Below are 26,822 nucleotides of genomic sequence, written 5' to 3'. Positions count from 1 at the left end.
ACCAGTTCCAAGACTGCATCTCGTTTAAGAATGCTGTTGTTCAGCGCGTGCGATCGCCCAGTAAGTAGACTCGACTGCATCAGGGTCAACCGAGATCGAAGTAATGCCCCAGCGGACGAGCGTTTCGACAAGCTCAGGATCACGAGAGGGAGCTTGCCCACACACCGAACAGGGGATACCTGCTTGATGGGCTTGTTGAATCAGTTGGGCGATCGCGGCTCTGACGGCTGGATGTCGGGCATCAAAGGTAGATGCCATGTTAGCGTTATCACGGTCAACCCCTAAAAGTAACTGGGTGAGGTCATTGGTGCCGATCGCAATACCCTGAACACCTGCACGAACGTAGTCTGGCAGCAAAAACAACACCGACGGCACCTCTGCCATAATCCAAAGCTGAAACTGGGGATTGTTCGCCAGCCCAGCTTTTTGCACCCGCTGACGGCAAAAAGAGAACTCCTCCACCGTGCGAACAAAGGGCAGCAAGAGGTGAATATTGGAGTAAGCAGATTGCACCTGCGCCAGTGCGGTCAGTTCCAACTCAAATAGGGTTGGATCGAGGCAGTAGCTAAACGTACCGTGTAGACCCAACGTAGGGTTGACCTCAAGCGGGACTGCTTCACCACCTGGCAATCCTCTAGACTCGTGCGATCGCAAATCAAGCGAACGGTAGAACACAGGTCGCGGTGCCAAAGCCGCTGCAAATTGACTGATGCGAGTCGCCAGACATTCAACCAGGGCAGCACTGCGCCCACTCTGTAGCCACTGCAAAGGATGCTGATACTCTAACGCTGAAAGCGCCATCAGCTCTCCGCGCAGCAGACCAATGCCATCGATCGGCAAGGCAGCGATGGACTCAAGGCGATCGGGTTGACTGAGATTCACCATCAGTCGCGTCCTCAGCGGTGGGCGATCGCTGGGAGCAATCGTTCTGGCAGGTAAAGCAGGCGCACTCGCTACAGAATCGGGCATACCTGCTAACCGATAAACAGCGCCTCGATCGCCATCAATGAGGATGAGATCATCGGTTTGAATACGCTGAGTGGCATTGGCAGCCGCTATCACTGCCGGGACACCTAACTCTCTTGCAATGATGGCACTGTGCGATGTCATGCTGCCCTGCTCAAGCACAATGCCAACCGCCTGTTTGATCGACCCTAGCCAGTGTGGCGGTAACATTTCAGCCACCAAAATGGTGCCAGGAGGAATGGGATCGATCGCGTCAAGCTGTGAAATGACTCTAGCTCTGGCGATCGCTTGCCCCTGTGCTGCCGCCAGCCCGTTTACCAGTAATGTTTGCGACTGGCTGATTGGAGACGATTGGGAAGTCATTATTGCTGAACTCGCTGTTTCTGCCTGTTGCTTCAAGGGTGGCTCTGAGGCTGCTGTCATCAGAGTCGGTGTCAACGCCAGGTTGTGAAGCGTTTGCGTCCGTAACGAGAGCATAATGACTTGAGTCAGGCAAAACTGTGTCGATTCATCTGGTTCTGCCAGGAGTGTCCACTCTAAAACCGATACGTTGCTGAAGTCTGCCATCACACGTTGAACAAGCGTCACTAGAGCGCCGATTTGTGTGTCATTCAGCGAAAAGTGCGTTCGTTGAGCTTCGTCTGGCAAGTAGGCGAGCAGTGGGAGAGCGTGGGGATGCGCGGCTAAAGGCGTTGAATAATGGGTTAGAGCGACTTCAGCCGTTGGTACGGTTGGTTCATCAAGGCTAGGTGCAGTAACAAAGGGGTGAGACCTCCGATCGCTGGCGCTAGTGCGATCGTGTGTCTCTAGTGCTTGTATCTCGCTGGCGTTCTGATGCGCGGCAATACTCTCTGCCACCTGATAGACAATTGTCCGCTTGCCCAACTGCTGCGCCTGCACGATACCACTTGTTGCGTCAGCCTGATACACATCCGGCAAAACCTCTCCCCAGGCGATCGCCACACCCAGTCCATTGGTGGCTTGGATCTGTAACATATCATCCAGAATTTGAACGCTACCAGACGCGATCGCGGAACGAAGCGGTTGCACCAGCACGGCTAGCTTGACCTGTTGCAAATGAATGTTTAAACGCTGCCAGTAAAACAGGCTCTTTGCCCGAAAGAGCTGTGCCCATAAGCGCTTTAACCCTTGAGCAACATCGGCTTCAGTGGCGCAACAGATCTGGATATCAAACAACGCCGAACTTCTCCCATCTGCGATCGCGCCTACTTTGGTAGCAGTGCTAGCAGTGGTTTTGACAAACAGAGAGGGACGCAAGACAACGATCGGCGTGTGCAACTGTCGTATTGCGTCGTTGATTTCTGCCAACCACGCGGCTGGCAAAGCTGGCACCTCAATCGACTGGCGCAACTGTCGAGCGATCGCCTGTAGCTGCCGTGGATTCTCAATGTCTAACCGTAGCGACGAGTGGGGCAGATCAGCAAAGAGCGGTTCTGACCAGTCGATCGCTTCTAGAAACTGGCGCAACATGTGAGCCGAGACAACAAACCCTGGCGCGACGGGGATCTCTTTTTGCAGCAACTGGCTCAGGTAGAACGCTTTGTTCCCAACCAAAGCACGATGGTGCGGTTGAATCTGATTGAGCCAGTAGAGATTAGCCACAGTAGCAAGGGATAGCAAACATGAATCAATCTTCAGTTTTTCGCCTCTACCATCATGCGGTTGGGAGACGGTGAGGGGAGAGGAGTGAGGTTTAGATGCTTTGTTCCTGCCTCTGCTCTCCTCTGAAGAACCTAGATGATCATCAGTGCTTTGAGCATTGGGCGTTGAGTGCTGGCGATCGGCTGAGCGAACAACCAATCGAACCACTACAGCATGCGAAATTTAAACCAACCGATCAGCAAGGCTCTTCCAGGTATAGCAGTATCGCTAGTTGGGCATACTTGAGCCAGCCATGTCACGTATCCAGCGCCGTTAATTGCGATCGCTGACTGCTGCACTCCTGCCCCTGTCTTCTGCGCTCTACCAAATTTACATTCCAAATTTTACAGCTTTGAGGTGCCTCTAACTATGAGCGGCTTTGTCAAACGATTCAATGGGCTGCTTGATTTGGTGTTGCAGGCGCAATGTCCGCTTTGCCACCGCACGACCGCCGCTGCTTTTTGCCAAGCCTGTCAGCGTCAGCTTCAGCAATGCCAGCTTCCCAACCCTGCCTGGTCGCAGGAGGAGCAACTGCCTGTATTTGCCTGGGGACGTTACAGTGGTGCGCTACGACGGACGATCGCCGCCTTCAAATATGAAAACAAGCCACATCTGGCGCGTCCTCTTGGAGAATGGCTGGCACTTGCCTGGTTAGGTGCAACAAAGCAAGCGACAACCTTTACAGTCGTGCCCATTCCCATGCATCCGACGAAGCAACAGCAACGGGGCTTTAACCAGGCAGATCTGTTAGCAGAACAGTTCTGTGAGCAAACGCGATTGCCGCTACAAAAACAAGGACTGAGTCGATCGCGCGAAACCACCGCTCAGTTTCAGCTCTCGGCGGGCGATCGTGAACAAAACCTGGCAGATGCTTTCAGCCTTGGCAAGGCCTTTCGCAAACGCCATCCTACTGGTTCCGTGCTCTTACTCGACGACATCTACACCACTGGCGCAACCGCTCGCTCTGCTGCCCAGACCCTTCGTCGCCACGGCATTCGAGTGCAGGGGCTAATTGTGCTGGCAAGGGCAGCGTTGGAGAAGGATGAGGGATGAAGGATGAAGGATAAAAGTTGTGAGTTGTGAGTTAGCGTTCCTCTGCCGCCTCTGCTCTCTTCTTTTCTTGGATGCCCTTTCTTGGATGCCCTTTCTTGTATGACTGAAAGGCTTTACGGGCTTTACAACTAACGACCAAAAACTAACAACTAACGCGATGTGCAACTAATTCGCCCTCATCCCCACCCTTCTCCCCAGGGAGAAGGGCTTCCAGACCGTTCCGGTTCCCTCTCCCATCGGGAGAGGGCTAGGGTGAGGGCAGTTTTGGCAGGCTTTTCAGGAAAGTCGCACATCGCGTAACTAACAACTAACAACCAAAAACTACTTCATCAGCCCATGTTCCAACGCATAGCGCACCAGTTCTGTCCGGCTGCTGGTGCCTGTTTTGCTGAAGAGTCGGCTGACGTACTTTTCGACGTTACGGACGCTGGTTTCGAGGCGGCGGGCAATTTCTTTGTTCATCAAACCATCCACGACGAGATTGAGGACGCTTTGCTCTCTGGGTGTGAAATCAATTTGGACGGTGTTGGGCAACTGGGCGATCGAGCCTCCTTTCGTCAACAGCCGCTTGATTTCTTCGATTTCTCGAATCACGTCGTCAATGTTGCGCGGTTCGTCTTCGCCAGCAGCACGCACGACATCACGCTTTTGCAACAGATTGGTGACGATCGCCACCAATTCATCGGGATCAAAGGGTTTCGATAAGTAGGCATCGGCACCTGCGTTGTAGCCCTGAATGCGATCGGAAGTCATGCCTCTAGCAGTCAGAAACACCACTGGCACTGTTTTGAACTGTGGCTCATCGCGCAACTGTTTGAGAAACTGATAGCCATCGACCTGAGGCATCATGATGTCGGTGATGACCAAATCGGGTAGCGTTTGCTTTGCCAGAGCTAAGCCTTCATTGGCATTGCTGGCAACCGCAACGATAAAGCCGCTATCTTCAAGGTACGCCTGCACCGCCTCACGCAAGCCTGGTTCATCATCCACTAGCAAGAGTTGACCTGGCATGAAGACCGCGCGCTCCTATAGTGCTTTGTATCATCCTTATTGTAGCGATCGGCTTGCTTGATCGCTGTCCTAAATCATTGAGTCTTTGAGCGGTCAGCGGTCAGCGGTCAGCGGTCAGCGGTCAGCCGTCAGCCGTCAGCGGTCAGCGGCTTCTCAAGCCATAACTTACTTGCCAGAGAGTAAATTGAAAGCTGATAGCTGATAGCTGATAGCTGATAGCTAATAGCTGATAGCTGATAGCTGATAGCTGATAGCTCTTTACTCACGGCTTCTTTCGGTCAGCAGTGCCATCTGGCTTTGGATTCTGCATGGGTGTTGCGATCGGCTTTTTGCCTTCGATCGGCTTTACTGGTATTGGCTTTTTGTTGCCGATGGGTGGAGCACTGGCTGGTTTTTTCGGTGCTGCTGTACTGGCTGGCTTCTGACCAGTCTGCACTTTAAAGGATTGAATGCTTTGCTCAAACATTGCCAGTCGCTGCTGGTAGTCACCTGCTCTGGTTGAATACGCGACTGTCCACAGTGTCTTGCCTTGCTTGATGACATAAATCAACTGTCTCAAGGCATCGGACTGAGCGGCGCTGGACGGCACGCTGGCTTCTGTCACCAACCGTCCGGCTGAGTTTTGCCCTACCTGCACCGTTTTGCGCTCGATCGTCCGAATGGGTGTAGGCAATGACTGTACAGCGGCATCAATATAAGCATCGACCGTAACGGTTTCGGGTACATTAACAGCGCTAATCACAACATTGGTGACCCCGCCTGTACGATCGGGCTTTGGGTCTACGGCAATGAGCAGAAAGGTGCTGGGATTTTGTTCCACCATGCTGGCAATCTGCTCGTAATCGGTTCCGAGCGATCGAATGCCCTTAATCAGCGTCTGCAAGCCTGTCGTATTGGGACTACCACCGCGATAATTTTCTGGTAACGCTAGTTCAACACCCGGTGCCTTAAAGGTTTGCCACTTTTCGACAAGCGCACCTGCCCCTGCTGGTTGAACGCGCGACCTGGCACCCGATGTCCCTGTTAAGGCATCTGCACCCGAAGGCTTGGTCTGTGCTGCGCCACCTGATGTTGTTGGTTTGGGTGTTGCCGCTTCACTGGAGACAGCACCCAAACTCAAAAGGATTAAGCCAATACTAATGAGAGTTTTTTGCATACTGCTAGTTAAGAACTAAAGGCGCTGCGCTGAGTTAGCGGTCAGCGGTTAGCGGTCAGCAGTCAGAAATCAGAGACAGAAGTCAATGGATTCTAAAGCTGTGCCTGGATTGCCAGAAGGTCAAGTAAAAGCTGATAGCTAATAGCTGATAGCTGACCGCTGACCGCTGATAGCTAATAGCTGACCGCTGACCACTGATAGCTAATAGCTGACAGCTGACCGCTGATAGCTAATAGCTGACCGCTGACCACTGATAGCTAATAGCTGATAACCCAACGGCATCCCTCACCCCAACTGCTCCTTATGGCAGAATGAACGGGATACCACAGGCAACCTTCCCTAATTCTATGGCGACCAAGTTTGTATTCGTGACGGGCGGTGTTGTTTCTAGCATCGGTAAGGGGATTGTAGCAGCCAGTTTAGGGCGATTGCTCAAGTCGCGGCAATACTCTGTTTCGATCTTAAAGCTCGATCCCTACATTAACGTCGATCCAGGTACGATGAGTCCCTTTCAGCATGGCGAAGTGTTCGTCACTGAAGATGGTGCCGAGACCGATCTGGATTTGGGGCATTATGAGCGCTTTACGGATACGTCCATGTCTCGGCTCAACAGTGTCACAACTGGCTCCATTTATCAGGCAGTGCTGAACCGAGAACGACGGGGTGATTACGAAGGCGGCACGGTGCAGGTGATTCCTCACATTACGAATGAGATTAAGGAACGGGTGCTGCGGGTTGCTAAGAATACGAACCCCGATGTGGTTATTACTGAAATTGGTGGTACGGTGGGCGATATTGAGTCGCTGCCGTTTCTAGAGGCAATTCGCCAGTTTCGCAAAGATGTGGGACGACAAAATGTGCTGTATATGCACGTCACGCTGGTGCCCTGGATTCCTGCGGCGGGTGAGATGAAAACGAAGCCAACGCAGCATTCGGTGAAGGAACTGCGATCGATCGGTATTCAGCCCGATATTCTCGTCTGCCGTAGCGATCGCCCGTTACCGCCGGGACTCAAAGAAAAAATGTCGGGGTTCTGCGATGTGCCCGTCGAGTGCGTGATCACCTCTCAGGATGCCAGCAGCATTTACGAAGTGCCACTCAACCTGGAGAAAGAAGGACTGGCACATCAGGCACTCGATTTACTGCAACTGGAACAACGTCCACCTGACCTGACCCAATGGGCAACGCTGGTCGATCGCCTCTATAGCCCTAAACGACAGGTCGAAATTGCGATCGTCGGGAAGTATGTCCGCTTAAACGATGCCTATCTGTCTGTAATGGAAGCCTTGCGCCATGCGGCGATCGCCCTGGATAGCGACCTCAACATCCGCTGGGTTAACGCTGAAGATATTCAAGACCAGGGAACTGCCCATCATCTAGACGGTGTGCATGGCATCATCGTGCCAGGCGGGTTTGGCATTCGCGGGATTGATGGCAAAATTGCGGCGATCGAGTATGCCCGTACGCACCAGATTCCCTATCTTGGTCTCTGTTTGGGTATGCAGTGCCTGGTCATTGAATGGGCACGCCATATTGCCGCTTTGCCCGATGCCCACAGCGCCGAATTTGCCCCCGAAGCACACAATACTGTCATTCACCTCTTGCCCGAACAGCAGGATGTCGTTGATCTAGGCGGCACTATGCGCCTGGGGTTGTATCCCTGCCGTTTGACACCCAATACCCTCGCGTTCAACCTCTATCAAGAAGAAGTCATTTATGAGCGGCATCGTCACCGCTACGAGTTCAACAATGCTTACCGCAGCCTATTCACGGAAACGGGTTATGTGATCAGCGGCACTTCGCCCGATGGTCGCCTGGTCGAAATTGTCGAATTGCCTCATCACCCATTTTTTATCGCTACTCAATTCCATCCCGAGTTTCAATCTCGCCCCAGCGCACCGCATCCGTTGTTCAAAGGGTTTATTCAGGCGGCACTGGTACGTTCACCAGGCAACACCACGAATGTCGATAGCACAGGCGAACAGGCAACTGCTTCAGCGCCGGCAGGCATGGCATTAAACCAGGCAGCGATCGCGGTGGGTACACACCCCTATTCACACAGTGGCAGTTGAGGTATCGTAGGCGTGCAGCCACGATCGGTACCCAGAACCGCAAACTGGCAGAAACAAGGATGTTTTGTGGCTTACTGGATCAAACTTAACTATGAGCGCAGTACCTACGTGATCGACCTGGATCGAGTCACCGCGTTTTGCTATACGCCGAATGCAAAGGTGTCGTTTTCGCTCTTGGATGGCAACACGACGATCGTCGTGACGCAGCAAAGTGACCCTGAGTCCTACCAGCACATGCTGGACTACGTAGAAAAACGCACCGGATTTTCGTTGCCATAAAGCGCTAAAGGGCAGAAAGACGCTATGAGTCAGTCAGCGTGATCTGCTCACCGACTCGCAAAACCTTTCCTGCTTGCGAAGCCAGGGTGCGCGTATTCACTGCTAACCTAAAAAAGTGGTTGAAACGCGAAGCCTCTGCCCACGTGGGCAAGGTTTCCTGGCGCTTGGTGACAAAGGTTTTTTGAAAGTGGGGCAAACCTGTGCCCGTTACGGGATCGCGGGTGACCACAACGCAGCGCTGACACGGATTAACGCCTGCAAACGGCACATCACCAATTTGAAAGGGCACTGTGCGATCGCCCTCACTAAAGAGTCTATCTTCCCAAAACGCCTCTACGCCAGCAATTTCCAGGTTCGATCGAAAGCGGCGACGCACTTCTTCCACACTCAGGTTGGGAAACCAGTCTGCGATCGCTTGTAGTGTGGCAGTGCTGACAACGGTTGGTCCAGGCGAATCTGTATCATCAGGAAACCCTACCTGCGTATTTTGAATCAGTTGCACTGGGAAGCCAAAGTAAGCACTAAGCCATGCTTCTAGCGCCACCCGTTCAGCATCCAAATGAAAGGTCGTTACTTGAAGCTTGTCTTGCACGCTAAGCGAAACGGTACGGGCACTCAGGTCGATGCTAGAGCGAATGCCATGCACCGCTGCGGTTCGTTTGCCGTTGACAAATTTGCCCTGTGAGTCGACGATCGCAAACTCACGATCGTGCTTTAGCGCTCCACTTGCTAGCATAGTTGTTTGGGCGATCGTCACCCCATCAAGAGCTTTGATAGGATAGACGACGATCTGGGCTAATTCAGGCATACAGATTCAGGCGATCGGGGAAAGGTAGACAGGCTTTGGTGAATGAACAAGGATTGATATTAGCTATCAGCTATTAGCTATCAGCTATCAGCTATCAGCTATCAGCTATCAGCTATCAGCTATCAGCTATTAGCTATCAGCTATCAGCTATCAGCTTTTAATTTACTCTCTGGCAAGTAAGTTATAGCTTGAGAAGCCGCTGACCGCTGACCGCTGACCGCCGACCGCTGACCGCTGACTGCTGACCACTGACCGCTAACTGCTGACCGCTGACCGCTAACTGCTGACCGCTGACCGCTGACCGCTGACCACTGACCGCTGACCGCCGACCGCTGACCGCTGACCGCCATAACTATACTTTGCCTAATCAATTAGATTGTTAACCATGACTGGACTGCGATGGACTCAAGTACTGCGATCGTTAGGGCTAGAGTTTTGGCTCTTGTTGCCATTGCTAGGACTTAGCTTTTGGTTGACCAGTGGCATGTTGACAGACCGAATATTAGCTCGATCGAACAAGGTAACGCCTTACCTGGAAGGCAATCGCCAACCCAAACAACCGCTGCGCACTGTGCAGTCCATTACAGTCGTCACCGCCGCACGACAGGGGTACTCGACTGTCACGATCAAAACAGCCAACTCGGCGCTTAAGACCGTAACGTTTGAGTTTCCAACCACTCAACCAGAACAAATCGAAGCCGCGATCAGTCGAGAATTGGGGTTGCCACGCGATCGTATCCGTAAATTGGTTCGTTACCAGTCTGGTCAAGGGAGTGGGGAGTAGGCTAACTCCTGGTAGGCTCGGTCGTCATCGCGCAGACGGGCACGACTACTTTTGCCGTCTACGGCTCCTACCATTTCACTAAACTGTGGCTACACAGGCAAGCTTCGGCTGGCGGTCTACCTCTCTGGTTTTTAAGATACAAGGGTATAGCCCTTCAGTCATTCAAGAAAAGGGATGAGAGCAATTCATCCCGCCATTCAGCAACGCCGAGAAAAACAAGAGAAAGTTTTGAGTTTAAGAGGTTGTTTGAAAAGTGTCTGGCGGTTAAAACCGCGACTACGTAAACAAAGTCCGCCTGCGCGGACTACCGCAGAGTAAGGGTTTTATAACCTGCGTAGGCAGGTTTTGTGCGTGTAGCCGCGACTTCAGTCGCCAGAGCTACACGCATCTGGACTTTTAAAACATCCTCTAAGAGCAGTCAGTTGCCAGCGATCGCTTTTACCTTGTGCCTTCTGCCCTCTGCGTTTCTTCCTAAAATTTCTTTCCCCTTGCACCAAGCTGGCATAAACTGATTAGCCTATACTGAACTCAAATTTATTTAGGTCTCATTCTTCTTCTCCCGCTCCCCCTGCTTCCCCCCTCTCCCTGCCTCCCCCTCTCTCCTCTCCCCCTAACTGTCGTGAACCTGCGCCTCTTTATTCCCTTTTTCGATACATCTGCTCAGGGCTGGGCATCGGAAGCACGGTGGCTACGGTGGTTGACGTTTTTGTGGCTGTTGATTGGGCTAGCGGTTTTGTTTTCGGCATCCTATGCGATCGCGGATGCCGATCGTAACGATGGTCTTTACTACTTCAAGGTGCAGATCATCTGGATTTTGGTAGGACTGGTAGGGTTTAACCTGGTCGTGCATTCGCCATTGCGCTACATCGTGGGCATTGCCGATTGGTTTCTGGTCATTATTTTGGGATTGATTCTGATCACGGCGATTCCCGGTGCTGGTACGTCCGTCAACGGTGCCACGCGCTGGCTCTTTCTTGGTTCCTTTCAGATTCAGCCATCCGAGCTGATCAAACCATTTCTAGTACTGCAAAGCGCCCGCATTTTTGGGCAGTGGGAGCGGTTAAAGCGGGGCACTCGTGTTCTGTGGTTGGGCATCTTTGGGTTAGTGCTGGTGGGCATTTTGCTGCAACCAAACCTCAGTACGGCGGCACTTTGCGGCATGTTGCTGTGGTTTGTGGCGCTGGCAGCAGGGTTGCCCTACACCTACATGAGTGGCACGGCACTGGCAGGCATTGGTCTGGCAGTAATCAGCGTCAGCTTTAGAAGCTATCAGCGCCGACGGATTCTATCGTTTCTGAATCCCTGGGCAGATGCGACCGGGGACGGCTACCAATTGGTGCAAAGCCTGCTGGCTGTTGGCTCTGGCGGACATTGGGGCACAGGCTTTGGACTATCGCAGCAAAAGCTATTCTATCTCCCCATTCAGTACACAGACTTCATCTTTTCAGTGTTTGCAGAAGAGTTTGGTTTTATTGGCTGTTTGGCGCTGATGCTGATGCTGTTGGCATACTCAACGCTGGCGCTCCGGGTAGCAATGAAGACACAAAATCCGGTGTATCGTCTCGTGGCGATCGGCGTGATGGTGCTGATGGTGGGACAATCGCTGCTCAATATCGGCGTAGCAACAGGTGCATTGCCCACAACAGGCTTACCGCTACCATTGTTCAGCTACGGCGGCAGTTCCATGATTTCTAGTCTCGTCTCAGCGGGGCTGCTGATTCGGGTGGCGCGAGAAAGTAATGAAGCAAAGGTTGTTCGATTGGACGATCGCAGGCAGCAAGGCAAGGGGCGATCGTTGTCACCAAAGGCGACATGATGGCAAGGGGAGCAGGGGAGCGGAGGGGCAAGGAAGAGAGTTTTGCGTTTTGAAGTCCTGCGCCCCCTGCTTCCTCTGCCCCCCTCTGCTTCCTCCGCTCTCCTTGCCTCACCCCTTCACCATCACAGGCTCACGCACCGACATTTGAGTCATCCCTGGTTCTTCTTCAGTGCTGTAGACTTCGCAGGAATTATTGGGGCTTTCGATCAGTTTGATTTTGTGCAACTGTGCGCCGACCTCGCGTATAGGCTGTTGCAAGAGTGATCGAATGTGAACGGCAATGTTCTCAGCGGTCGGCACAACTTCAGCGAAGTAGGGAATATCTTTGTTCAAAAAAGTGTGATCAAAGGGTTCCACGACATAATCATCAATCGCTTTTTGGACGGCAACGAGGTCGGCGATCATGCCTGTGCGGGGATCAATTTCGCCCTTGATGGTGACTTCAAGATGGTAGTTGTGACCATGCCCATTGGGACGAGCGCACTTGCCGTAGATTTCGCAGTTTTTCTCGTAGCTTAAATCAGGACGAGCCAAACGGTGCGCGGCGCTGAAGTGGGTGCTGATGGTGAGATAGGCTTCCATGTTGTTTCCGTAGTAATCTGCCCAGAGTTCGGGATGTTCAAAAAGCTGGATGTGAACGATCGGCAAATGGGTCGCCAACCGCTGCCAGATGGTACGAGCGATCGCCTCGGTGGTCGGCAGCGTCTCCTGAAACTCAGACCAGGCATCGTTGAGATACGAAAAATCAAGCTGACTGGTCACTTCGCGCTTGATGACCTGCTTTACATCCGACAGGTTTAAGACCATGCCGTATTCGTCTAAATCGCCTGCCATTGAGGCGTAGAGGACGTAGTTGTGTCCATGACCGGGCGATCGGGCACAGGCACCAAACCGCTCAAAATTTTCAGCCTCACTGAGTTCTGGCAACCAGTAACGGTGACTGGCGGAGAATTGGGCGCGGCGATCAATAATGCATTTCATAGGTAGACGAGGGACAAATTGGCTCTGTTAAGTTCCGTTAACAGTATTCCTCCAGGATAAACCAATTGCACGGCTAGGAAAGTCCGTTTCTGCACTAGCACTCATCGCTTCATGAGCCTGGCTAACGCTTTGGAGTGTGCAGAGGTAGCTGGTTAGGGCGATTACGGAGAATTGACTGGTAGGTATCTTACGCCAAAACCAGGGGTTTCCCACACCAGAAATTTTAAGAGAGATTTGCGACTATGAATGAGCGAAAGCAATGACTGCTAATGCTTTTGAGTCTAGTCGTTTAAGGAGATCAATCAATCATGATGACATTACTTCGCTATGTGCTTGCTGTTGTGTTGCCGCCTGTGGGTGTTTTTCTCACCTACGGTCTGAGCAGCGCTCTGGTCATTAATGTTCTACTCACACTATTGGGTTGGGTACCTGGCATTGTCCACGCTGTGTGGGCGATCGCCAAGCATGACGAAACGATCAAACAGCAACAAACCACTGTCTAGTGCGTGTACACAATGTTTGTTTTGAATGGCTGTGACAACGCACAGTCGCCTGTTTACCTAATTTTTGGAGGATAATTTATGTTTGGCTTTGCTTTGACTACGTTAATTACGGCGTTAAGTCTGTTGATTGTTGACCTGGCTGTGCCTGGAGTGACGATCGCAACGTTTCCTGCCGCTTTGTTGGCTGGGGTTTCAATCGGGTTTGTCAATGCGGTTGTCAAACCAGTACTCAGTGTTCTGTCGCTACCCGTTAACTTTGTGACCTTTGGTCTGTTTTCGCTGGTGGTGAACGGTATTTGCTTCTGGTTAGCATCCGTTTTTGTCCCTGGCTTTGCCGTCCACGGCTTGCTGGCATTGATTCTCGCTCCTGTTGTGCTGTCGTTTGCCAGCACGTTTCTCAACAGCTACTTTATTGAGCGAGGCTTTGGGCAACCACTGGCTGATCAAAAGGCTGATGTGATGCTTGAGTCTGGTAGTAAATAACTTGCTGTGACAAGGAGCGCAATCCTGAGAAGCTATCCGAAGTCCTTTAAGAACTGCGATCGTTGAGCGATTGCAACCACAGGCTATCTTTGTAAACTCACAAAGAACGGAATGCCGGGTTTTCAGATAGCTTCTAACGATAAGGCTTACCAAGACGATACGCTTCTAAGAAAATAATAAGGGCGATCGTTAACTCATATAATCAGCGCTGCGATCGCCGGATTGAACAAGATATTTTTATTTCTCTTTTTGTTGTTGATAAATTGCCTTAAACCGCTTTTGCTGTTGGTTATGATCGATGATCGGGGCTGGATAGCCACAGCGATCGCGCTCCAACGGTAAAATGTCACCTGTCACGAGGGCTTCTGTATCAATGCTTCGGAGTTCTGGTAGCCATTGACGAATGTATTCGGCTTCGGAGTCAAACTTCTTTGTTTGACTGGCAGGGTTGAAGATGCGAAGCGGTTTCGGATCCATGCCGCTTGAGGCGCTCCACTGCCAGCCGCCATTATTGGCAGACAGGTCGCCATCAAAAAGCTTCTGCATGAAATATTTTTCACCCCAGCGCCAATCGATGATCAGGTCTTTGGTGAGAAAGCTGGCAACAATCATGCGGCAACGGTTGTGCATCCAGCCGAGTTCGTTAAGCTGACGCATGGCAGCATCGACGATCGGATAGCCTGTTTTGCCCTCGCACCACGCTTGAAAGTGCTCTGGATTGTTATCCCATGGAAAATTTTGAAACGGTTTGCGATAGGCACCATCTGCTAGCTGAGGGAAAAAGTACATGACGTGCTGGTAGAACTCCCGCCATGCCAATTCTTGTCGCCACACGCGGATGCCATCCTGAGCTTCATCGCTGCGGGTTTGCTCCACCGCTTCCGCAGTCTTTGCCCATACAGTGCGAACGCCGATCGCGCCAAACTTCAGCGCTGCACTGAGATGTGACGTTCCTTCGGGGTTGAAGGGAAAGTTGCGTTGCTCTTGATAATCGGCAATGGCGCGATCGCAAAATGCTTCCAGGCGTTCTTGTGCGGCGGCTTCTCCCGGCTCCAGCAGCAGCGCATTGTCCCAGACAAAACCCAAATCTTTCGCGGTTGGTAGCTCGATCGCACCTGCTTTGACGACAGCTTTTTGTTCGCTCTCTGTCAAGCCTTCTGCCTTAGCGAGTTCATCTACAGGCTCTGCTTTCGGCTTACTGCTCCAGTTGCGCCAAAAGGGCGTGTAAACCGTGTAGGGATCGCCAGCACCTGTGCGAATGTCATCGGGTCTATGTAAAAGCTGATCCCAGAAATTCTGGAAGGCGATCCCGGCTGTTTGAAGGGCTTTCTGAACGGCGCGATCGCGTTCCTTTGCATAGGGTTCCACATCCAGATTCCAAAAAACGGCGCTGACATTGAGTGCCGTTGCCAGTGCAGGAATGCCCTTCTGCGGTTCAGCGTTCACGATCAAGAGCTGACTGCCTGCTTCGGTGTACCGCTTTTGAAGCGACTGCAAACAGCCGATCATATAGGTCACTCTTGCAGGTGCAACATCATCACGCTGCAAAATGTTTGGGTCGAGGCAAAACACACCGACGACTTTTTGCGTACGATCGCGAGCTGCTGCCAGACCAATGTTGTCTGAGATTCGCAAATCCCGACGGTGCCAAAACAGAATGAGGTCAGACATGGGCAAAGTTTCTAGTTTTTGGTTTTTGGTTGTTAGTGACCAACAACTAACAACCAAGTGCTAACAGCTAAGCAACCGCTAGCAACTATTGCAAAAAAGGACGTGCTAATACGAAGCTGCAAATCGATTTTGCATCGGCGATATCGCCTAGCTGAATGGCTTCTTCGACCTCTGCGATCGTCAGCACAACGGTTTCAATATCCTCATCAGGATCTTGACCCGGCGGGTGTTCCAGCAGTGTTAAATCCTGAGCTAAATAGGCGTAGATAATCTCATCAGAATAGCCAGGAGCGACGAAAAACTCGCCGAGCTTTTGCCAGCGATCGGCACGATAGCCCGTTTCTTCTTCAATTTCACGATAAATTGTCTCTTCGGGCGTTTCACCGGGTTCAACGGTGCCAGCCGGAAATTCTAGCAGCCGTCCCTGCACTGCAAAGCGATACTGTTTGACCATCACCAATTTACCGTCAGGAGTCACAGGCACAGCCAGAGCGCCACCAGGGTGCCGAATGCATTCCCACTCGCCTTCATTGCTGTTGGGTAAGCGGTAACGGCTGGCTTCAAACGAAAATTTGCGCCCTTGGTAGAGTAGGCGTTGTTTGAGCAGTTGAGGGGGTTCACGACCGAGGGGCATAGACAAGTGAGGGGTTGAGGGGGCAAGGGGAAGCAGAGGGAGCGAGGGAGGGCGGGTTTGAGTTTCGGCTGATGGCTGACCGCTGACTGCTGACCGCTAAGCAAGTCTGACTTCTGAACAGTCTACCGTTTGTACTAATGCTGCGATCGCTTTTCCTGAAATTGGCTCAATCCAGTCAGGTGCGATTTCGGCTAAAGGCACCAGCACAAACGCCCGCTCGGTCATGCGCGGATGAGGAATTTGCAGCGTTGGCGTATCGAGTACGACATCACCAAACAATAACAAATCCAGGTCAAGGGTACGTGCCCCCCAACGCTCTCGACGAACGCGACCAAATTTGGCTTCTGTTTGCAGCAGGGTTTCGAGCAGCGCTTGTGGTGTCATTGTGACGTGCAGCAGCGCACAACCATTGAGGTAGTCGGGCTGTGGTGGTCCAACGGCTTTGGTAAAGTACCAGTGCGATCGCGCCTCCAAAGCAATCCCCGGAGTATGAGCCAAAACTTGCAGCGCCGATTCCAGTGTTGTGAGGGAATCGCCGAGATTGCTACCAAGGGCGATCGCGCAACGGGCAGAACCAACATACACGATGTCACAGATGCCTCAAATTATGATCACCTTATGGAGTAAAGGGGTTTGCTTATCACCACAAAGATTACTCCCAATACTGCACAGATAAAACTAAGGTCGAACTTTTGCAAGAGGCTACTCATGCCAGAGCAAACAATGAGTATTCCTGTCGCTACTGGAAGAATAAGATATAGCCCCTTCATGCCTGCCCTAACTAAACTCTTAATCCAATTTCCTACTCCAAAACCAGCGATTGCGCCGTTAAACGTTCCAGCTAATGCATAGGAAAAATAGTCATCGTCCGAGACTGGTCCCGTATGGGCTTCGATAAGGATGCCAGTATTATACGTTGCCTCTCCAACAAGCTTTCCTACACCTATACATAAAACTATTGCAAGAAGAAAGGTGATTTTCCTAGAGATTGTCAACTGATAAGTAGAAAGAGTCAGCAAAGAAATGAACGCAATAATCAGAGCAGAAGAAAACGCTGAAAAAGATGCTATCGACAATCCAAAGTAAAAAATATCTACACCGCTAGCAAGTCCACACAAGGGAGCGATAATTGAGGCTAGAATGGCTAGCCACGGAGTTATGACAGAAGATAAAGCTTCATTTCGGGGAGGCATAAGATCAAGTTCTTCTGCAAGAGTTCATCACTTGTATGTAGTAAAACCAACTGTCTAAACTATCCGCTTAATCCAACTGCTAATCCTCTAACGCACTGTCGTCAAAATAGCAGTCAGGATGCTGAGCAAAATGAGTACCCAAAGCACCCAACCCGGAATGAAGGTCAGCAGCCCGATGCCTCGAAGAACCCAAACTAGCACTGTCATCGCCAGCACTGCGAGAAATGCCACCATGCTTGGCTTGAGCGATCGACCCATAGCTGCTCTAGCGCCTCTGGCTGTTACGAAGTCCACCAATGATGCCAATCCCCGCAGACAGCAGCAGCAGTGCCCAAATCACATAGTTGGGTAGCGTCGTCAACACGCCGATTCCCTTCAGCACAATGAGAACCGCCGTCAGCACCAGCATGATGCCGATGATGTACAGAATGATGGAAATGCCTACATTATTTGGACTGCCACTCACAAAGTCGTCTCCTCAGACCGCTACGGCACCCAACTATTGTGGCACGTGGAGGGAGGAGTAAGGAAAGACTAGAAGTAAACCGTCTTAGCGAAGTAACGAGCGTCGGCGATCGCGCGAGGTTTATCAGTACCAGAGCCTGGTGAGCTTCGATCGCTGCAACCCCTTTCTCTTACCTTTATCATAGGGTTGAAGCTCATCTGCGTTGTACTAAGACAACCATGCCTATAGCGTTTCCTAGTCTACTGAGGTAGAAGCGTTGAAAATGGGTACATCTTGATCTCGACGTAAGATCACCAAATGCAGAAAAGAACCTTCGGACTCCGCCCTTGATGCAAAACTGGGCTTTGGCTCGTAATGTCGCACTCAACCTTTTTCGGCACAATGGCTTTGATAACATAGCTCAAGCCCAAAGACTGGCAGGATTCGGTCTCAACACACTTCTGTCTCTGTTTAGAATGAAATAGCCCTGAGTTTTTGCCATTTCGACCAGGTAGAGATGTCCAGAGTCGGGAAGCACGATCGCTGGCTCAAAGCCTGCATTTACCACCGTGCTACCGCTTTTGAGAAAGGCGCGGTAGTCGGGATGAAATGGTACTTCCAGCATTTGTTCTGCATGGTCAATTTCGGCATCGGTTGGCACGCGAAAGGCATCAGGACTCATGGCTCATTCTGATTACATCATCTTATTCAGTAGCTGGGTGAAATTAAACGTAGGATGTGTTAGGCATAGCCGTAACGCATCAAAACCTTTAGCAGCATGGGTGACGCTTCGCTTTTCTTGAATGCCGAAGGCGATACCCATCCGACGCAGATTTTATATTTAATTGAACCTTCCTACTTACAAGCGACTTCAACACCTGTTAGGTTCGCCTACTTTTTGAAACATCCGACACTCGCTCTCGATCTAAACTGGAACGACATTTCCGTTTATGCAGTTTGCCTATGAGCCGATTTGAGTCGCAGAGCATCAATCAACGCAGTCAACGTTGGCGGGGTCTGGCGATGGAGCGTTTCGCCGCAGCGCGGGTAAAGCTCATTTCGTCGGCAACCATCACGAAAGCGGCTAAGTCGTTCAGTTCGTCGCGCTTCCTTGCTGCATCAATCTCAGAAGTGTATGTCGATTGTACTATCTAGTAAATAAATCACATTCGCCCTATGGTTGTAGCTTGTCGCCAACCCCTATTAAGAAAGAAACGTCAATGCCAAGCAAGGCTGCCTTAAAACCAATCGGATCAATGCGCTTGTCTTACGGACTTGCCGCTCTCAGCCAGGGCGATCGCCTCGTGGCCTGGGCATTTGAGCGCAGGGAATTGCGACCCACTGACATCGCTGTAAAGATTCAGTTCTGCGGGGTTTGCCACAGCGATTTGCACGCGATTCGAGGGAATAGCCGCTTTCCGTTGGTTCCGGGTCACGAGATGGTGGGCGAGGTGACGGCGATCGGCGCGGAGGTGACGAAATTTCACATCGGTGATGTGGTGGTTGTCGGCACGATCGTTGATTCCTGTGGACACTGCTCATCGTGCAAACGCCAGTTAGAGCAATATTGCCTTGAGGGAGTGACGACCACCTATGACGGCATCGATAAACACGACGGCAGCATCACGCGCGGGGGCTACTCAAACGAATACGTCGTTGATACCCATTTCGCCTACCACATTCCCTCCGGTCTCGATCCAGCCAGCGTTGCACCATTGCTCTGTGCAGGCGTAACAACCTGGTCGCCGCTGCGTCATTGGGATGTGAAACCTGGCAAGACGGTTGGAGTTGTCGGGCTGGGCGGTCTTGGACACATGGCAGTGAAATTCGCTCATGCCCTGGGTGCTCATGTGGTTCTGTTCAGCACGTCTCCAGATAAACTTGTTGATGCCAAAGCGCTGGGAGCAGACGAAGCGATCGTATCCACCGACGAGGCGCAAATGGCAGCGCAAGCCTCCCGCTTTGATTTCATCCTCGATACGGTTTCATCTCGCCATCCGCTTGATCCATATCTGCGATCGCTCAAACTCGACGGCACACTTTGCTGTTTAGGCATCCCTAAAGCTCTGGATTTTAGTCCCTTTTTACTGACGATCGGACGGCGACGGCTGGCAAGTTCGGGGGTCGGCGGCACGCTGGAAACCCAGGAGATGCTTGATTTCTGTAGCCAGCACAAAATCTCTGCTGATGTCGAAGTGATTGCTGCTGCGGATGTTAACGATGGGTTCGATCGGCTGGAGCGGGGAGAGGTGCGCTATCGTCTAGTAATTGACATGGCGACGCTCAAGGTACCAGCCGGAGCAACTGCCTGATCTGACCCGACACAAATCACGAATGCCTACGGACATGAAGGTTAAGCGTGAGTTCCGCTACTAACCTTCTGCATCTGTAAGCTAGTAAGTTTTGCTTTGGAGGAAGTGTGGTCAAGAAAGTTGTGATTGTTGGCGCTGGACCGAGTGGTGTGCTTCTGGCTCACTATCTGCTGCGTCGCGGTGATCAGTATCAGATTGACCTCTACGATCGCCTCAGTGATCCGCGAGTCATCGAGTTTTCCAATGCCAGAACCTACCCAATTTCCTTAACCGAACGGGGCATGAATGCGCTGGGTCAGATCGAGGGGGTTGAAGATGCTGTGAGAGCGATCAGCCTGGAGATGAGCGGCACCATTTTCCATCAACAAAACGGCAAAACACGAGCGACATCGAGAAAGAAACCGCTGGTCACGCTCGATCGCACCAACTTAGTCATCACCTTGTTGGAATTGACTGAAAAATACACCGACAGTCGTCTTAAGCTTCACTTCAATCATTCCTGTACTGAAGTCAATTTTGCCGCAAAAACAATTACGTTTCAAACCGCCGCCCAAACCGCTGAAGCGTCACCCAGTCTGACAGTGAACTATGACCTGTTGATTGGAGCTGATGGCGCTCGATCGGTGGTAAGAAGCCATTTCCTCAACCCAGAACTGCTTGAGGTTGAGCAGAACTATGTTTCCACAGACTACAAAGCGGTGCTTTTGCCTCGCCTCGATCCATCGTCCCACATGCACTTGGAGCCAGGCAAAATCCACTCTTGGAGAAGCGACGGTATGTTTGTTGTGCTGCTCCATCAATTCGATGGCAGCATGAGCGGTGTGATCCTCTTTCCCCCTCAGAATAATCCGGTTGCTGCTCTAACGACTCCAGAAGCGGTACTGCAATTCTTTCGCGATCGTTTCCCTGAGGTAGGTCAACGGATGACCGCAGCAGAAGCAGAGACCTTTCTGAAGCGATCGCCCTCCAGGATTTTAACCACTCGCTGTAGTCGCTATCATCACGGTGATAGCGTCCTGATTATTGGGGATGCTGCCCACTCCGTCTCCGCTTCCATTGGTCAAGGGTGCAACGCTGCCCTAGAAGATGTCACTATCATTGATCGCTTGTTAGATGAGTTTGATGACAATTGGGCAGTGGCGATCGCTCAGTTTACCGATCGCCGCAAAGCGGATGCTCACGCTTTAGTGGAACTAGGCGACTATGCCTTTCCATCCTCTTCTAAGTTGTTCATTGAGTTTGTGCTGAGAGAGCAACTCGCTAAAACGCTACATCAACTGTTTCCCGATCGCGTTGCCCCCTCATTATCAGAACTGCTGTTTGAAAGTTCTGTTTCCTATGCAGAGATTTTGCAGTCCTACAAAGGCTGGATTGCAAAAGTAAAGAAGTCAAACCAGCAGCTTTGATTGTCGCAATGATTTAGGTAATCGAAAGCGGTAATCCACCGCTGCGGCTGGCGTTAGGCGAAGATGCACTCAACGGTATCACTTAAAAACTCAACTTGATGCAAGCCGAACGAGAAGCCTGGAAGTCAGTCTCGCTTAGCACTGCGTTTGCAGATTGAAACGCAGGTTAGTCCTCAATCCTCTCAATCGACCACATCAATTTGCTTGAGTGCAGCCATTAATTTTGTCATAAATTCAATAAAGACGCGCACCTTAGCTGAGAGATAACGTTTTTGCGGATACAGCACGGCGATCGGCAAACCAGCCTGAGGTGCGTAGGATTGGAGAATCGGTTGCAGGTCGCCCCGCGCGATCGCCTTCGCTGCAATAAATTTGGGTAATTGCACTACACCCGCTCCTTCAATGACCGACTCTAGAATGACTTCTGAATTATCAAATTGCAGATAGCTGTTCACGGCAAGATCAATTGCTTTTCCGGCTTGTTCAAACTTCCAATCATATTCTCGTCGAGTCTGGGGAAAGATAAAGTTGACACAGCGATGCTGCAAGAGGTCTGTGGGCGCTGTCGGCGTACCCTGCTGAGCGAGATACTGCGGTGAGGCACAAGTGACGTAATATGCAGTGGCTAAGTGGTGCATGATCAAACTGCTGTCGCTGGGTATGCCAATCCGCACCGTTGCATCAATGCCTTCCTCAATTAAATCGAGTAAGCGATCGTTAAACGAAACATTCAGCTTTAGTTCAGGATATTGGGTGGCAAATTGCAGCAGAGCCGGAGCGATATGCAGTTTGCCAAACGTAAAACTGAGATCAAGCCGCAATGTGCCGATCGGCGTGGACTGCGCTTGTTTGACTTCGAGTTCGGCTTCTTCTAAGTCGTTGAGAATGTGCTGACAGCGTTGATAAAAGCGATCGCCCTCTTCGCTCAACGTCAAACTGCGAGTCGTTCGCTGGAGCAAGCGCACCCCCAACTCATCTTCTAAGCGCAAGACAGCACGACTGACGGCTGACGGAGCCATACCTAGCTGCCTTGCTGCTTCCGAAAAGCTGCCATGTTGGGCGGAGCGCATAAAAATCATCAGACTTTTCAGCTTATCCATGCACGCGACATCTTTGAAGTTTCTGCACAAGTGTTTTGAAGTTTAACTGCTTTTTCTTTCTTTCTGCACAAGCTACGGTTGAAAGATGAAGTTTCACCTGATGTGCAACTAAAATCAGCCCTCATCCCCCAGTCCCTTCTCCCAAAAAAGGAGAAGGGGAGCAAGACTGGATCAAAGTCCCTCTCCCGCTCTGGGAGAGGGATTTAGGGTGAGGGAGATCGGAAAAGTTGCACATTGTGTGAAATTTCAGCACCAACAGAATGAAGGAAATAATCATGACGCAACCAAGCAACACAGAACAAATCATCTTAGTCACTGGAGCCACGGGCAATCAGGGCGGTGCAGTGGCGCGCCATCTTTTACAACGTGGAAGATTCAAGGTTCGCGCTCTGGTGCGCGATGAACATAAGCCTGCTGCCCAGGCGCTGCAACAAGCAGGTGCAGAACTCATGAAAGGAGATTTCAACGATCGTGCTTCCCTCGATCGTGCTCTGCAAGGTGCTTATGGTGTCTTTTCGCTACAGACTTTTCTCAAAGAAGGCGGCTTGGATGCCGAAATCCGTGATGGTAAGGCAGTTGCAGACGCAGCCAAGGCGGCAGGCATCCAGCACTTTGTTTACAGTTCGGTGGGTAGTGCCGAGCGCAACACGGGTATTCCACATTTCAACAGCAAGTTTCAAGTTGAAGAATATGTTAGATCGATTGAGTTTCCCTACACGATTCTGCGTCCGGTGTTCTTCTTTTACAACTACAACGGGATGCGATCGATGATTGAACAGGGAACGCTGCCCCAGCCGCTCAGTCCTGAGACGAAATTGCAGCAACTGTCTGAAGAGGACTATGGGGCAATGGTTGCTGAGGTATTCGAGCGTCCCGCCGACTTTATGCACCGTGAAATTGAACTCGCCAGCGTGGAGATGACCATGCCAGAAATTGCTGCCGCCTTCAGCCACGTTTTGGGCAAACCCGTCACCTACCAACAAATTCCGTTTGAAGCGTTTGAGCAGCAAGCGGGAGAAGAAGTAACGATCATGTATCGCTGGTTTGAGCATGTCGGCTACGCAGCAGATTTGGCACAGTTGAAACGCGATTTTCCAGCACCGATCGACTTTGAAGCCTATTTGCGCGAACAAGGTTGGGCGAAACCCGCCTCAAGCCAATCCGATGGCTAGTCAAACGATGAGCTATGCGCTCCGGGCATGGTCAACCGCGCGGAAGGTAGCGATCGTCAGCGCGGACTGCGCGAGAACCTGCGGGTGATGTACGAAGACTACGATCAGTATGGGTTTCCGGGCGGCAACGCGATCGCGCTGCGAACTATTCTTGGACGAGAACCGCGATCGCTCCAGCAGTACTTTCAAGCACTTGCAAGCTCTAAAGTGGGGTGATGGCGGCTCAATGAAAGCTTGAACTCCGGATCTAACAATTTGAGAATTATCACACTGCTCAAGCGGTTCGTAACCGTTCAATATCTTTCATCGGAGGCGCACCAAACATCCGCGCATATTCGCGGCTGAACTGTGAGGCGCTCTCATACCCCACCTGATAGGCAGTATGCGTCGCATCCATATCCTCAGCCAGCATTCGCTGACGCGCTTCTAATAGTCTGAGTTGCTTTTGATATTGCAGCGGACTCATGGAGGTGACTGCCTTGAAATGGCGATGGAATGAGGAAGCCGACATATTCGCTTGTTCAGCCAGTTCCTCAACTCGCAACGGTGCTGTGAAATCAGCTTTAATCCGTTTGATCACCTCAGCAATGCGCTGCATATTGCTGCCCGATGTGGCGAGCTGGCGCACTGCTTCGCCTTGATCACCCATCAGCAGACGGTAATAGAGTTCGCGAAGAATCATCGGGGCGAGAAACGGAATATCCTGCGGTGTCTCTAAAAGCTTTGTCAGCCGAATCGCGCAATCAAGCAACGATGGCTCGGCATTGCTGACAAACCAGCCTCTCACCGATTCTTTCTGATCAATGCCTGGGTTGGTTTGAGCAATGATGTCACAGAGTTGCACAGGGTCTAGATCCAGTTTCAAGCCGAGATAGGGCTGAACGGGAGACGCTTCGACCACGTACGCACTGAGCGGCAAATCTACCGAGACTACGAGATATTGAGCCATGCCGTACCGATAGATTTCCTCATTCAGCAACAGTTCTTTTCTGCCCTGCACCACCAGGGCGAGCAGCGGTTCGCTCACACCCGGCATGGCTGCGGCAGGATTACAGGCGCGCGTAAAGCATAAGGAGTCGATCGCAGTCGCGTGAACACCGTCTTCCTGACCGTCAGTGTGTTGAGCAACGAGTGCCGCCAATTCTTCACATTTGGCGATCGCGGTCTGGTGGCTCAATGTCTCAATTACCATGCTGCATTCCTGACTGCTTTAACCATTCTCATCCGCTCATTATAGGCAATATTTCTTCCTCGCCAACGTTCTACTTGAGAGGATTAGGCAATCATCTGCAAGGTTTGTGTATTGAGAGTCCCGATCTACAAACATACGATGAATGTATTCAAATCACACAGCAGAAGGATAAGGCAATGACCAAAATTGCATTGGTGACCGGATCGAGCCGAGGATTGGGCAAAAATACCGCGTTGGCGCTGGCGAAAAAAGGGGTAGGTGTGGTTGTCACTTATCACAGCAGTGAGGCGGAAGCGAACAGTGTGGTTGCCGCGATCGCCGAAATGGGCAGTAAAGCTGTCGCCCTACAACTGGATACTTCCAACACGAAAACCTTTGATAGTTTTGCCACAAACCTCAAGCAGGCACTCCAAACAACATGGCAGACTGAGCAGTTTGATTTTCTGGTGAATAATGCGGGCATTGGAATGAATAAACCTTTTGCAGAGACAACCGAGGACGATTTCGATCAATTGATGAATACTCAGGTGAAAGGTGTCTTCTTTCTCACACAAAAACTTCTACCAGTGATCAAAGATGGGGGACGGATTGTGAATCTTTCATCGGGACTGGCTCGTTTTACCCTACCGGGATATGCTGCCTATGCCAGCACGAAAGGGGCGATCGAGGTGTTAACTCGCTACCTGGCAAAAGAACTGGGATCGAGACAGATCACCGTGAACGTGGTGGCTCCCGGCGCGATCGAAACCGATTTTGGTGGTGGTGCAGTACGGGACAATCCAGAAATCAATAAATTCATCGCGTCACAAATTGCTTTAGGTCGTGTCGGTGTGCCGGATGATATTGGCGGGGCGATCGCATCCCTGCTGTCAGACGACAATCGCTGGGTGAATGGACAGAGAATTGAAGTTTCTGGGGGTCAATCCCTCTAATTCAAACTAATTCCAATAACAGGAAAAATTTAGAGGATTACCATGCAAATTACAGGAAACACAATTCTAACCACGGGCGGTGGATCAGGGATTTTAAGTCTATTACACTCAAGCAAATGCAACTGGTTTTTATCACAAGAGGTAAAAATTCATGATCTTTGAAAATAAGGTGGCTTTAGGACAGGTACTTTTTGCCGGAGGATCAGGCTTCGTGGGGCGCACTGCCGTCAAGTGGTTCCGCGAGAGGCACCCCGACGTTCCAGTGCTGATTGGAGGACGGAACCTGCAAGCAGCCACCGAAGTCGCTCAAGCAGTGGGCGCTGCCGAAGCCGTTGCCATCGATATCGATCAGCCCCGCTTGGGACTCGGTGACGATGTCGCCGTTGCGGCTGTGGTCATGTTGGCTCCCGAAGCCGGACTCAAAGGTCTGAGCTACGCGCAGGACTTGGGCGTTCCTTACCTGAACATTAACGCTACCATCACCGAAATCGGTCCCGAATTGGCGCTGTTCGCGCATCGTGCGACCGCAGCACCCGTCGTGCTCGCCAGTCACTGGATGGTCGGTGCGGCGGTGTTTCTGGCACTCAACAGTGCCAAAGGCTTCGAGATCGTCCAGTCCATCCGGCTCGGCGCAATCGTTGACGAGCAAGATCCAGTTGGTCCATCGGCGATCGAAGACATGGAGCGGGTACACGAGATGGCTCCCGCCGCACTAGCATTTGAGGGTGGGCGACGTGTATGGCTGTCTGGCAATGCCGCAAAGGGCAAGGTCGAATCAGTCGATGGTCGATCGCTCGATGCCACCGCATTTTCCACGTTTGATACCGTGAGTCTCCATGCCGCCACTGGGGCACCAAATATCCGCTTCGACCTGGTGAATGGGGAATCGTCCAGCCGCCGCCGGGGTGGTGAGGCAGCAACCGAGATCGTCGTTGAGATCGAGGGCGATGCCGATGGTCAAACGAAGCATTCGCGATCGATGCTGGAGTTCAAGCAGGGCACCGCCTCACTCACGGGTCTGAGCGTCGTTCTTTCTCTCGCGTCGGTATTGGGACTGAACGATCGTTCTCCTGCCCGCCCAGGGCTTTACCTACCCGAGCTACTCTCGGATGCCAAATGGTTCCTGGATGAACTCCGCAGTGCGGGAGCGATTATCTACGAAGACTCTAAGTAAGCCTTTTTGACCAGATG

29 protein-coding genes are annotated in these 26,822 nt (G+C 51.6%); 14 read left to right on the top strand and 15 right to left on the bottom strand.

Going from position 1 to position 26,822, the window contains the following annotated elements; all coding sequences use genetic code 11:
* Window positions 1-24: 24 nt before the first annotated feature.
* Entirely contained in the window at window positions 25-2,589 is a 2,565-nt protein-coding gene (locus AC5JO6_RS28655; RefSeq protein ID WP_496084458.1) for a putative PEP-binding protein, read from the bottom strand.
* Between the two features lie 408 nt (window positions 2,590-2,997).
* Between AC5JO6_RS28655 and AC5JO6_RS28650 the strand changes: the two genes are divergently transcribed.
* Window positions 2,998-3,681, top strand: a complete 684-nt coding sequence (locus AC5JO6_RS28650; RefSeq protein WP_496084457.1) for a ComF family protein — start codon at window positions 2,998-3,000, stop codon at window positions 3,679-3,681.
* A gap of 321 nt (window positions 3,682-4,002) precedes the next feature.
* Here AC5JO6_RS28650 and AC5JO6_RS28645 read toward each other — a convergent pair whose 3' ends face one another.
* Entirely contained in the window at window positions 4,003-4,692 is a 690-nt protein-coding gene (locus AC5JO6_RS28645) for a response regulator transcription factor (RefSeq protein WP_496084456.1), read from the bottom strand.
* A gap of 262 nt (window positions 4,693-4,954) precedes the next feature.
* On the bottom strand, window positions 4,955-5,848 hold the full coding sequence (locus AC5JO6_RS28640; protein WP_496084455.1) for a hypothetical protein: 894 nt from the start codon (window positions 5,846-5,848) through the stop codon (window positions 4,955-4,957).
* 347 nt (window positions 5,849-6,195) lie between these two features.
* Here AC5JO6_RS28640 and pyrG point away from each other — a divergent pair, with 347 nt between their 5' ends.
* Window positions 6,196-7,920: a CTP synthase gene (gene pyrG / locus AC5JO6_RS28635; RefSeq protein WP_496084454.1), complete on the top strand. Its 1,725-nt coding sequence runs from the start codon at window positions 6,196-6,198 to the stop codon at window positions 7,918-7,920.
* A gap of 66 nt (window positions 7,921-7,986) precedes the next feature.
* Complete coding sequence (locus AC5JO6_RS28630; protein WP_496084453.1) at window positions 7,987-8,199, top strand: hypothetical protein; 213 nt, start codon at window positions 7,987-7,989, stop codon at window positions 8,197-8,199.
* 22 nt (window positions 8,200-8,221) lie between these two features.
* Here AC5JO6_RS28630 and AC5JO6_RS28625 read toward each other — a convergent pair whose 3' ends face one another.
* Together AC5JO6_RS28625 and AC5JO6_RS28620 are read right to left on the bottom strand one after the other, a co-directional pair.
* Window positions 8,222-9,007, bottom strand: a complete 786-nt coding sequence (locus tag AC5JO6_RS28625) for an MOSC domain-containing protein (protein ID WP_496084452.1) — start codon at window positions 9,005-9,007, stop codon at window positions 8,222-8,224.
* Window positions 9,008-9,150: 143 nt separating this feature from the next.
* Window positions 9,151-9,357, bottom strand: coding sequence for a hypothetical protein (locus tag AC5JO6_RS28620; RefSeq protein WP_496084451.1), 207 nt, complete (start codon window positions 9,355-9,357; stop codon window positions 9,151-9,153).
* Window positions 9,358-9,392: 35 nt separating this feature from the next.
* Here AC5JO6_RS28620 and AC5JO6_RS28615 point away from each other — a divergent pair, with 35 nt between their 5' ends.
* Window positions 9,393-9,791, top strand: a complete 399-nt coding sequence (locus AC5JO6_RS28615; protein WP_496084450.1) for a hypothetical protein — start codon at window positions 9,393-9,395, stop codon at window positions 9,789-9,791.
* A gap of 619 nt (window positions 9,792-10,410) precedes the next feature.
* Complete coding sequence (locus tag AC5JO6_RS28610; RefSeq protein WP_496084449.1) at window positions 10,411-11,607, top strand: FtsW/RodA/SpoVE family cell cycle protein; 1,197 nt, start codon at window positions 10,411-10,413, stop codon at window positions 11,605-11,607.
* A 108-nt stretch (window positions 11,608-11,715) separates the two neighbouring features.
* On the opposite strand, the gene AC5JO6_RS28605 is transcribed toward AC5JO6_RS28610, so the two are convergent.
* A complete protein-coding gene (locus AC5JO6_RS28605; protein ID WP_496084448.1) occupies window positions 11,716-12,588 on the bottom strand; it encodes a 6-carboxytetrahydropterin synthase in 873 nt (290 codons plus the stop codon).
* Window positions 12,589-12,899: 311 nt separating this feature from the next.
* Here AC5JO6_RS28605 and AC5JO6_RS28600 point away from each other — a divergent pair, with 311 nt between their 5' ends.
* A complete protein-coding gene (locus AC5JO6_RS28600) occupies window positions 12,900-13,091 on the top strand; it encodes a YqaE/Pmp3 family membrane protein (protein ID WP_496084501.1) in 192 nt (63 codons plus the stop codon).
* Window positions 13,092-13,169: 78 nt separating this feature from the next.
* The gene (locus AC5JO6_RS28595; RefSeq protein ID WP_496084447.1) at window positions 13,170-13,574 is read left to right on the top strand and encodes a phage holin family protein; all 405 of its coding nucleotides are present in this window, start codon (window positions 13,170-13,172) and stop codon (window positions 13,572-13,574) included.
* Between the two features lie 237 nt (window positions 13,575-13,811).
* Here AC5JO6_RS28595 and AC5JO6_RS28590 read toward each other — a convergent pair whose 3' ends face one another.
* From AC5JO6_RS28590 to AC5JO6_RS28560, 7 genes are all read right to left on the bottom strand, one after another.
* Window positions 13,812-15,245 carry an FAD-binding domain-containing protein gene (locus AC5JO6_RS28590; protein WP_496084446.1) on the bottom strand — a complete coding sequence of 478 codons (1,434 nt, stop codon included), beginning with the start codon at window positions 15,243-15,245 and terminating at the stop codon, window positions 13,812-13,814.
* An 85-nt stretch (window positions 15,246-15,330) separates the two neighbouring features.
* Entirely contained in the window at window positions 15,331-15,879 is a 549-nt protein-coding gene (locus tag AC5JO6_RS28585; RefSeq protein WP_496084445.1) for an NUDIX hydrolase, read from the bottom strand.
* Between the two features lie 96 nt (window positions 15,880-15,975).
* Window positions 15,976-16,464: a 2-amino-4-hydroxy-6-hydroxymethyldihydropteridine diphosphokinase gene (gene folK / locus AC5JO6_RS28580; RefSeq protein WP_496084444.1), complete on the bottom strand. Its 489-nt coding sequence runs from the start codon at window positions 16,462-16,464 to the stop codon at window positions 15,976-15,978.
* Between the two features lie 26 nt (window positions 16,465-16,490).
* Window positions 16,491-17,072, bottom strand: coding sequence for a hypothetical protein (locus AC5JO6_RS28575; RefSeq protein WP_496084443.1), 582 nt, complete (start codon window positions 17,070-17,072; stop codon window positions 16,491-16,493).
* Window positions 17,073-17,159: 87 nt separating this feature from the next.
* Complete coding sequence (locus tag AC5JO6_RS28570) at window positions 17,160-17,366, bottom strand: hypothetical protein (protein WP_496084442.1); 207 nt, start codon at window positions 17,364-17,366, stop codon at window positions 17,160-17,162.
* Window positions 17,338-17,538 carry a hypothetical protein gene (locus tag AC5JO6_RS28565; protein WP_496084441.1) on the bottom strand — a complete coding sequence of 67 codons (201 nt, stop codon included), beginning with the start codon at window positions 17,536-17,538 and terminating at the stop codon, window positions 17,338-17,340. Before AC5JO6_RS28565 ends, AC5JO6_RS28570 begins: the two co-directional genes overlap by 29 nt.
* Window positions 17,539-17,938: 400 nt before the next feature.
* Window positions 17,939-18,199, bottom strand: coding sequence for an SMI1/KNR4 family protein (locus AC5JO6_RS28560; RefSeq protein WP_496084440.1), 261 nt, complete (start codon window positions 18,197-18,199; stop codon window positions 17,939-17,941).
* Window positions 18,200-18,480: 281 nt separating this feature from the next.
* Here AC5JO6_RS28560 and AC5JO6_RS28555 point away from each other — a divergent pair, with 281 nt between their 5' ends.
* The 3 genes from AC5JO6_RS28555 to AC5JO6_RS28545 all read left to right on the top strand — a co-directional run bounded on the left by AC5JO6_RS28555 (window position 18,481) and on the right by AC5JO6_RS28545 (window position 21,235).
* A complete protein-coding gene (locus AC5JO6_RS28555) occupies window positions 18,481-18,672 on the top strand; it encodes a hypothetical protein (protein WP_496084439.1) in 192 nt (63 codons plus the stop codon).
* A gap of 65 nt (window positions 18,673-18,737) precedes the next feature.
* Entirely contained in the window at window positions 18,738-19,829 is a 1,092-nt protein-coding gene (locus tag AC5JO6_RS28550; RefSeq protein WP_496084438.1) for an NAD(P)-dependent alcohol dehydrogenase, read from the top strand.
* A gap of 107 nt (window positions 19,830-19,936) precedes the next feature.
* Window positions 19,937-21,235, top strand: coding sequence for an FAD-dependent oxidoreductase (locus AC5JO6_RS28545; RefSeq protein WP_496084437.1), 1,299 nt, complete (start codon window positions 19,937-19,939; stop codon window positions 21,233-21,235).
* A 182-nt stretch (window positions 21,236-21,417) separates the two neighbouring features.
* On the opposite strand, the gene AC5JO6_RS28540 is transcribed toward AC5JO6_RS28545, so the two are convergent.
* Window positions 21,418-22,335 (bottom strand): LysR family transcriptional regulator, encoded by a 918-nt coding sequence (locus AC5JO6_RS28540; RefSeq protein WP_496084436.1) that lies wholly within the window; start codon window positions 22,333-22,335, stop codon window positions 21,418-21,420.
* A gap of 275 nt (window positions 22,336-22,610) precedes the next feature.
* Here AC5JO6_RS28540 and AC5JO6_RS28535 point away from each other — a divergent pair, with 275 nt between their 5' ends.
* Both AC5JO6_RS28535 and AC5JO6_RS28530 read left to right on the top strand, forming a co-directional pair.
* Window positions 22,611-23,507 (top strand): NmrA/HSCARG family protein, encoded by an 897-nt coding sequence (locus AC5JO6_RS28535; RefSeq protein ID WP_496084435.1) that lies wholly within the window; start codon window positions 22,611-22,613, stop codon window positions 23,505-23,507.
* A gap of 27 nt (window positions 23,508-23,534) precedes the next feature.
* The gene (locus AC5JO6_RS28530; RefSeq protein WP_496084434.1) at window positions 23,535-23,723 is read left to right on the top strand and encodes a hypothetical protein; all 189 of its coding nucleotides are present in this window, start codon (window positions 23,535-23,537) and stop codon (window positions 23,721-23,723) included.
* Between the two features lie 58 nt (window positions 23,724-23,781).
* Here the strand turns inward: AC5JO6_RS28530 and AC5JO6_RS28525 are convergent, their stop codons facing one another.
* Window positions 23,782-24,699, bottom strand: a complete 918-nt coding sequence (locus AC5JO6_RS28525) for an AraC family transcriptional regulator (protein WP_496084433.1) — start codon at window positions 24,697-24,699, stop codon at window positions 23,782-23,784.
* Window positions 24,700-24,875: 176 nt separating this feature from the next.
* Between AC5JO6_RS28525 and AC5JO6_RS28520 the strand changes: the two genes are divergently transcribed.
* Together AC5JO6_RS28520 and AC5JO6_RS28515 are read left to right on the top strand one after the other, a co-directional pair.
* Entirely contained in the window at window positions 24,876-25,631 is a 756-nt protein-coding gene (locus AC5JO6_RS28520) for an SDR family NAD(P)-dependent oxidoreductase (RefSeq protein WP_496084500.1), read from the top strand.
* Window positions 25,632-25,782: 151 nt separating this feature from the next.
* Window positions 25,783-26,805, top strand: coding sequence for a hypothetical protein (locus AC5JO6_RS28515; protein ID WP_496084432.1), 1,023 nt, complete (start codon window positions 25,783-25,785; stop codon window positions 26,803-26,805).
* The last annotated feature ends 17 nt before the right edge of the window (window positions 26,806-26,822 follow it).

The organism is Tildeniella sp., from assembly GCF_059505325.1.
Note: the sequence above shows the minus strand (reverse complement) of the source record. Positions and strands in the feature narration are given on the sequence as shown.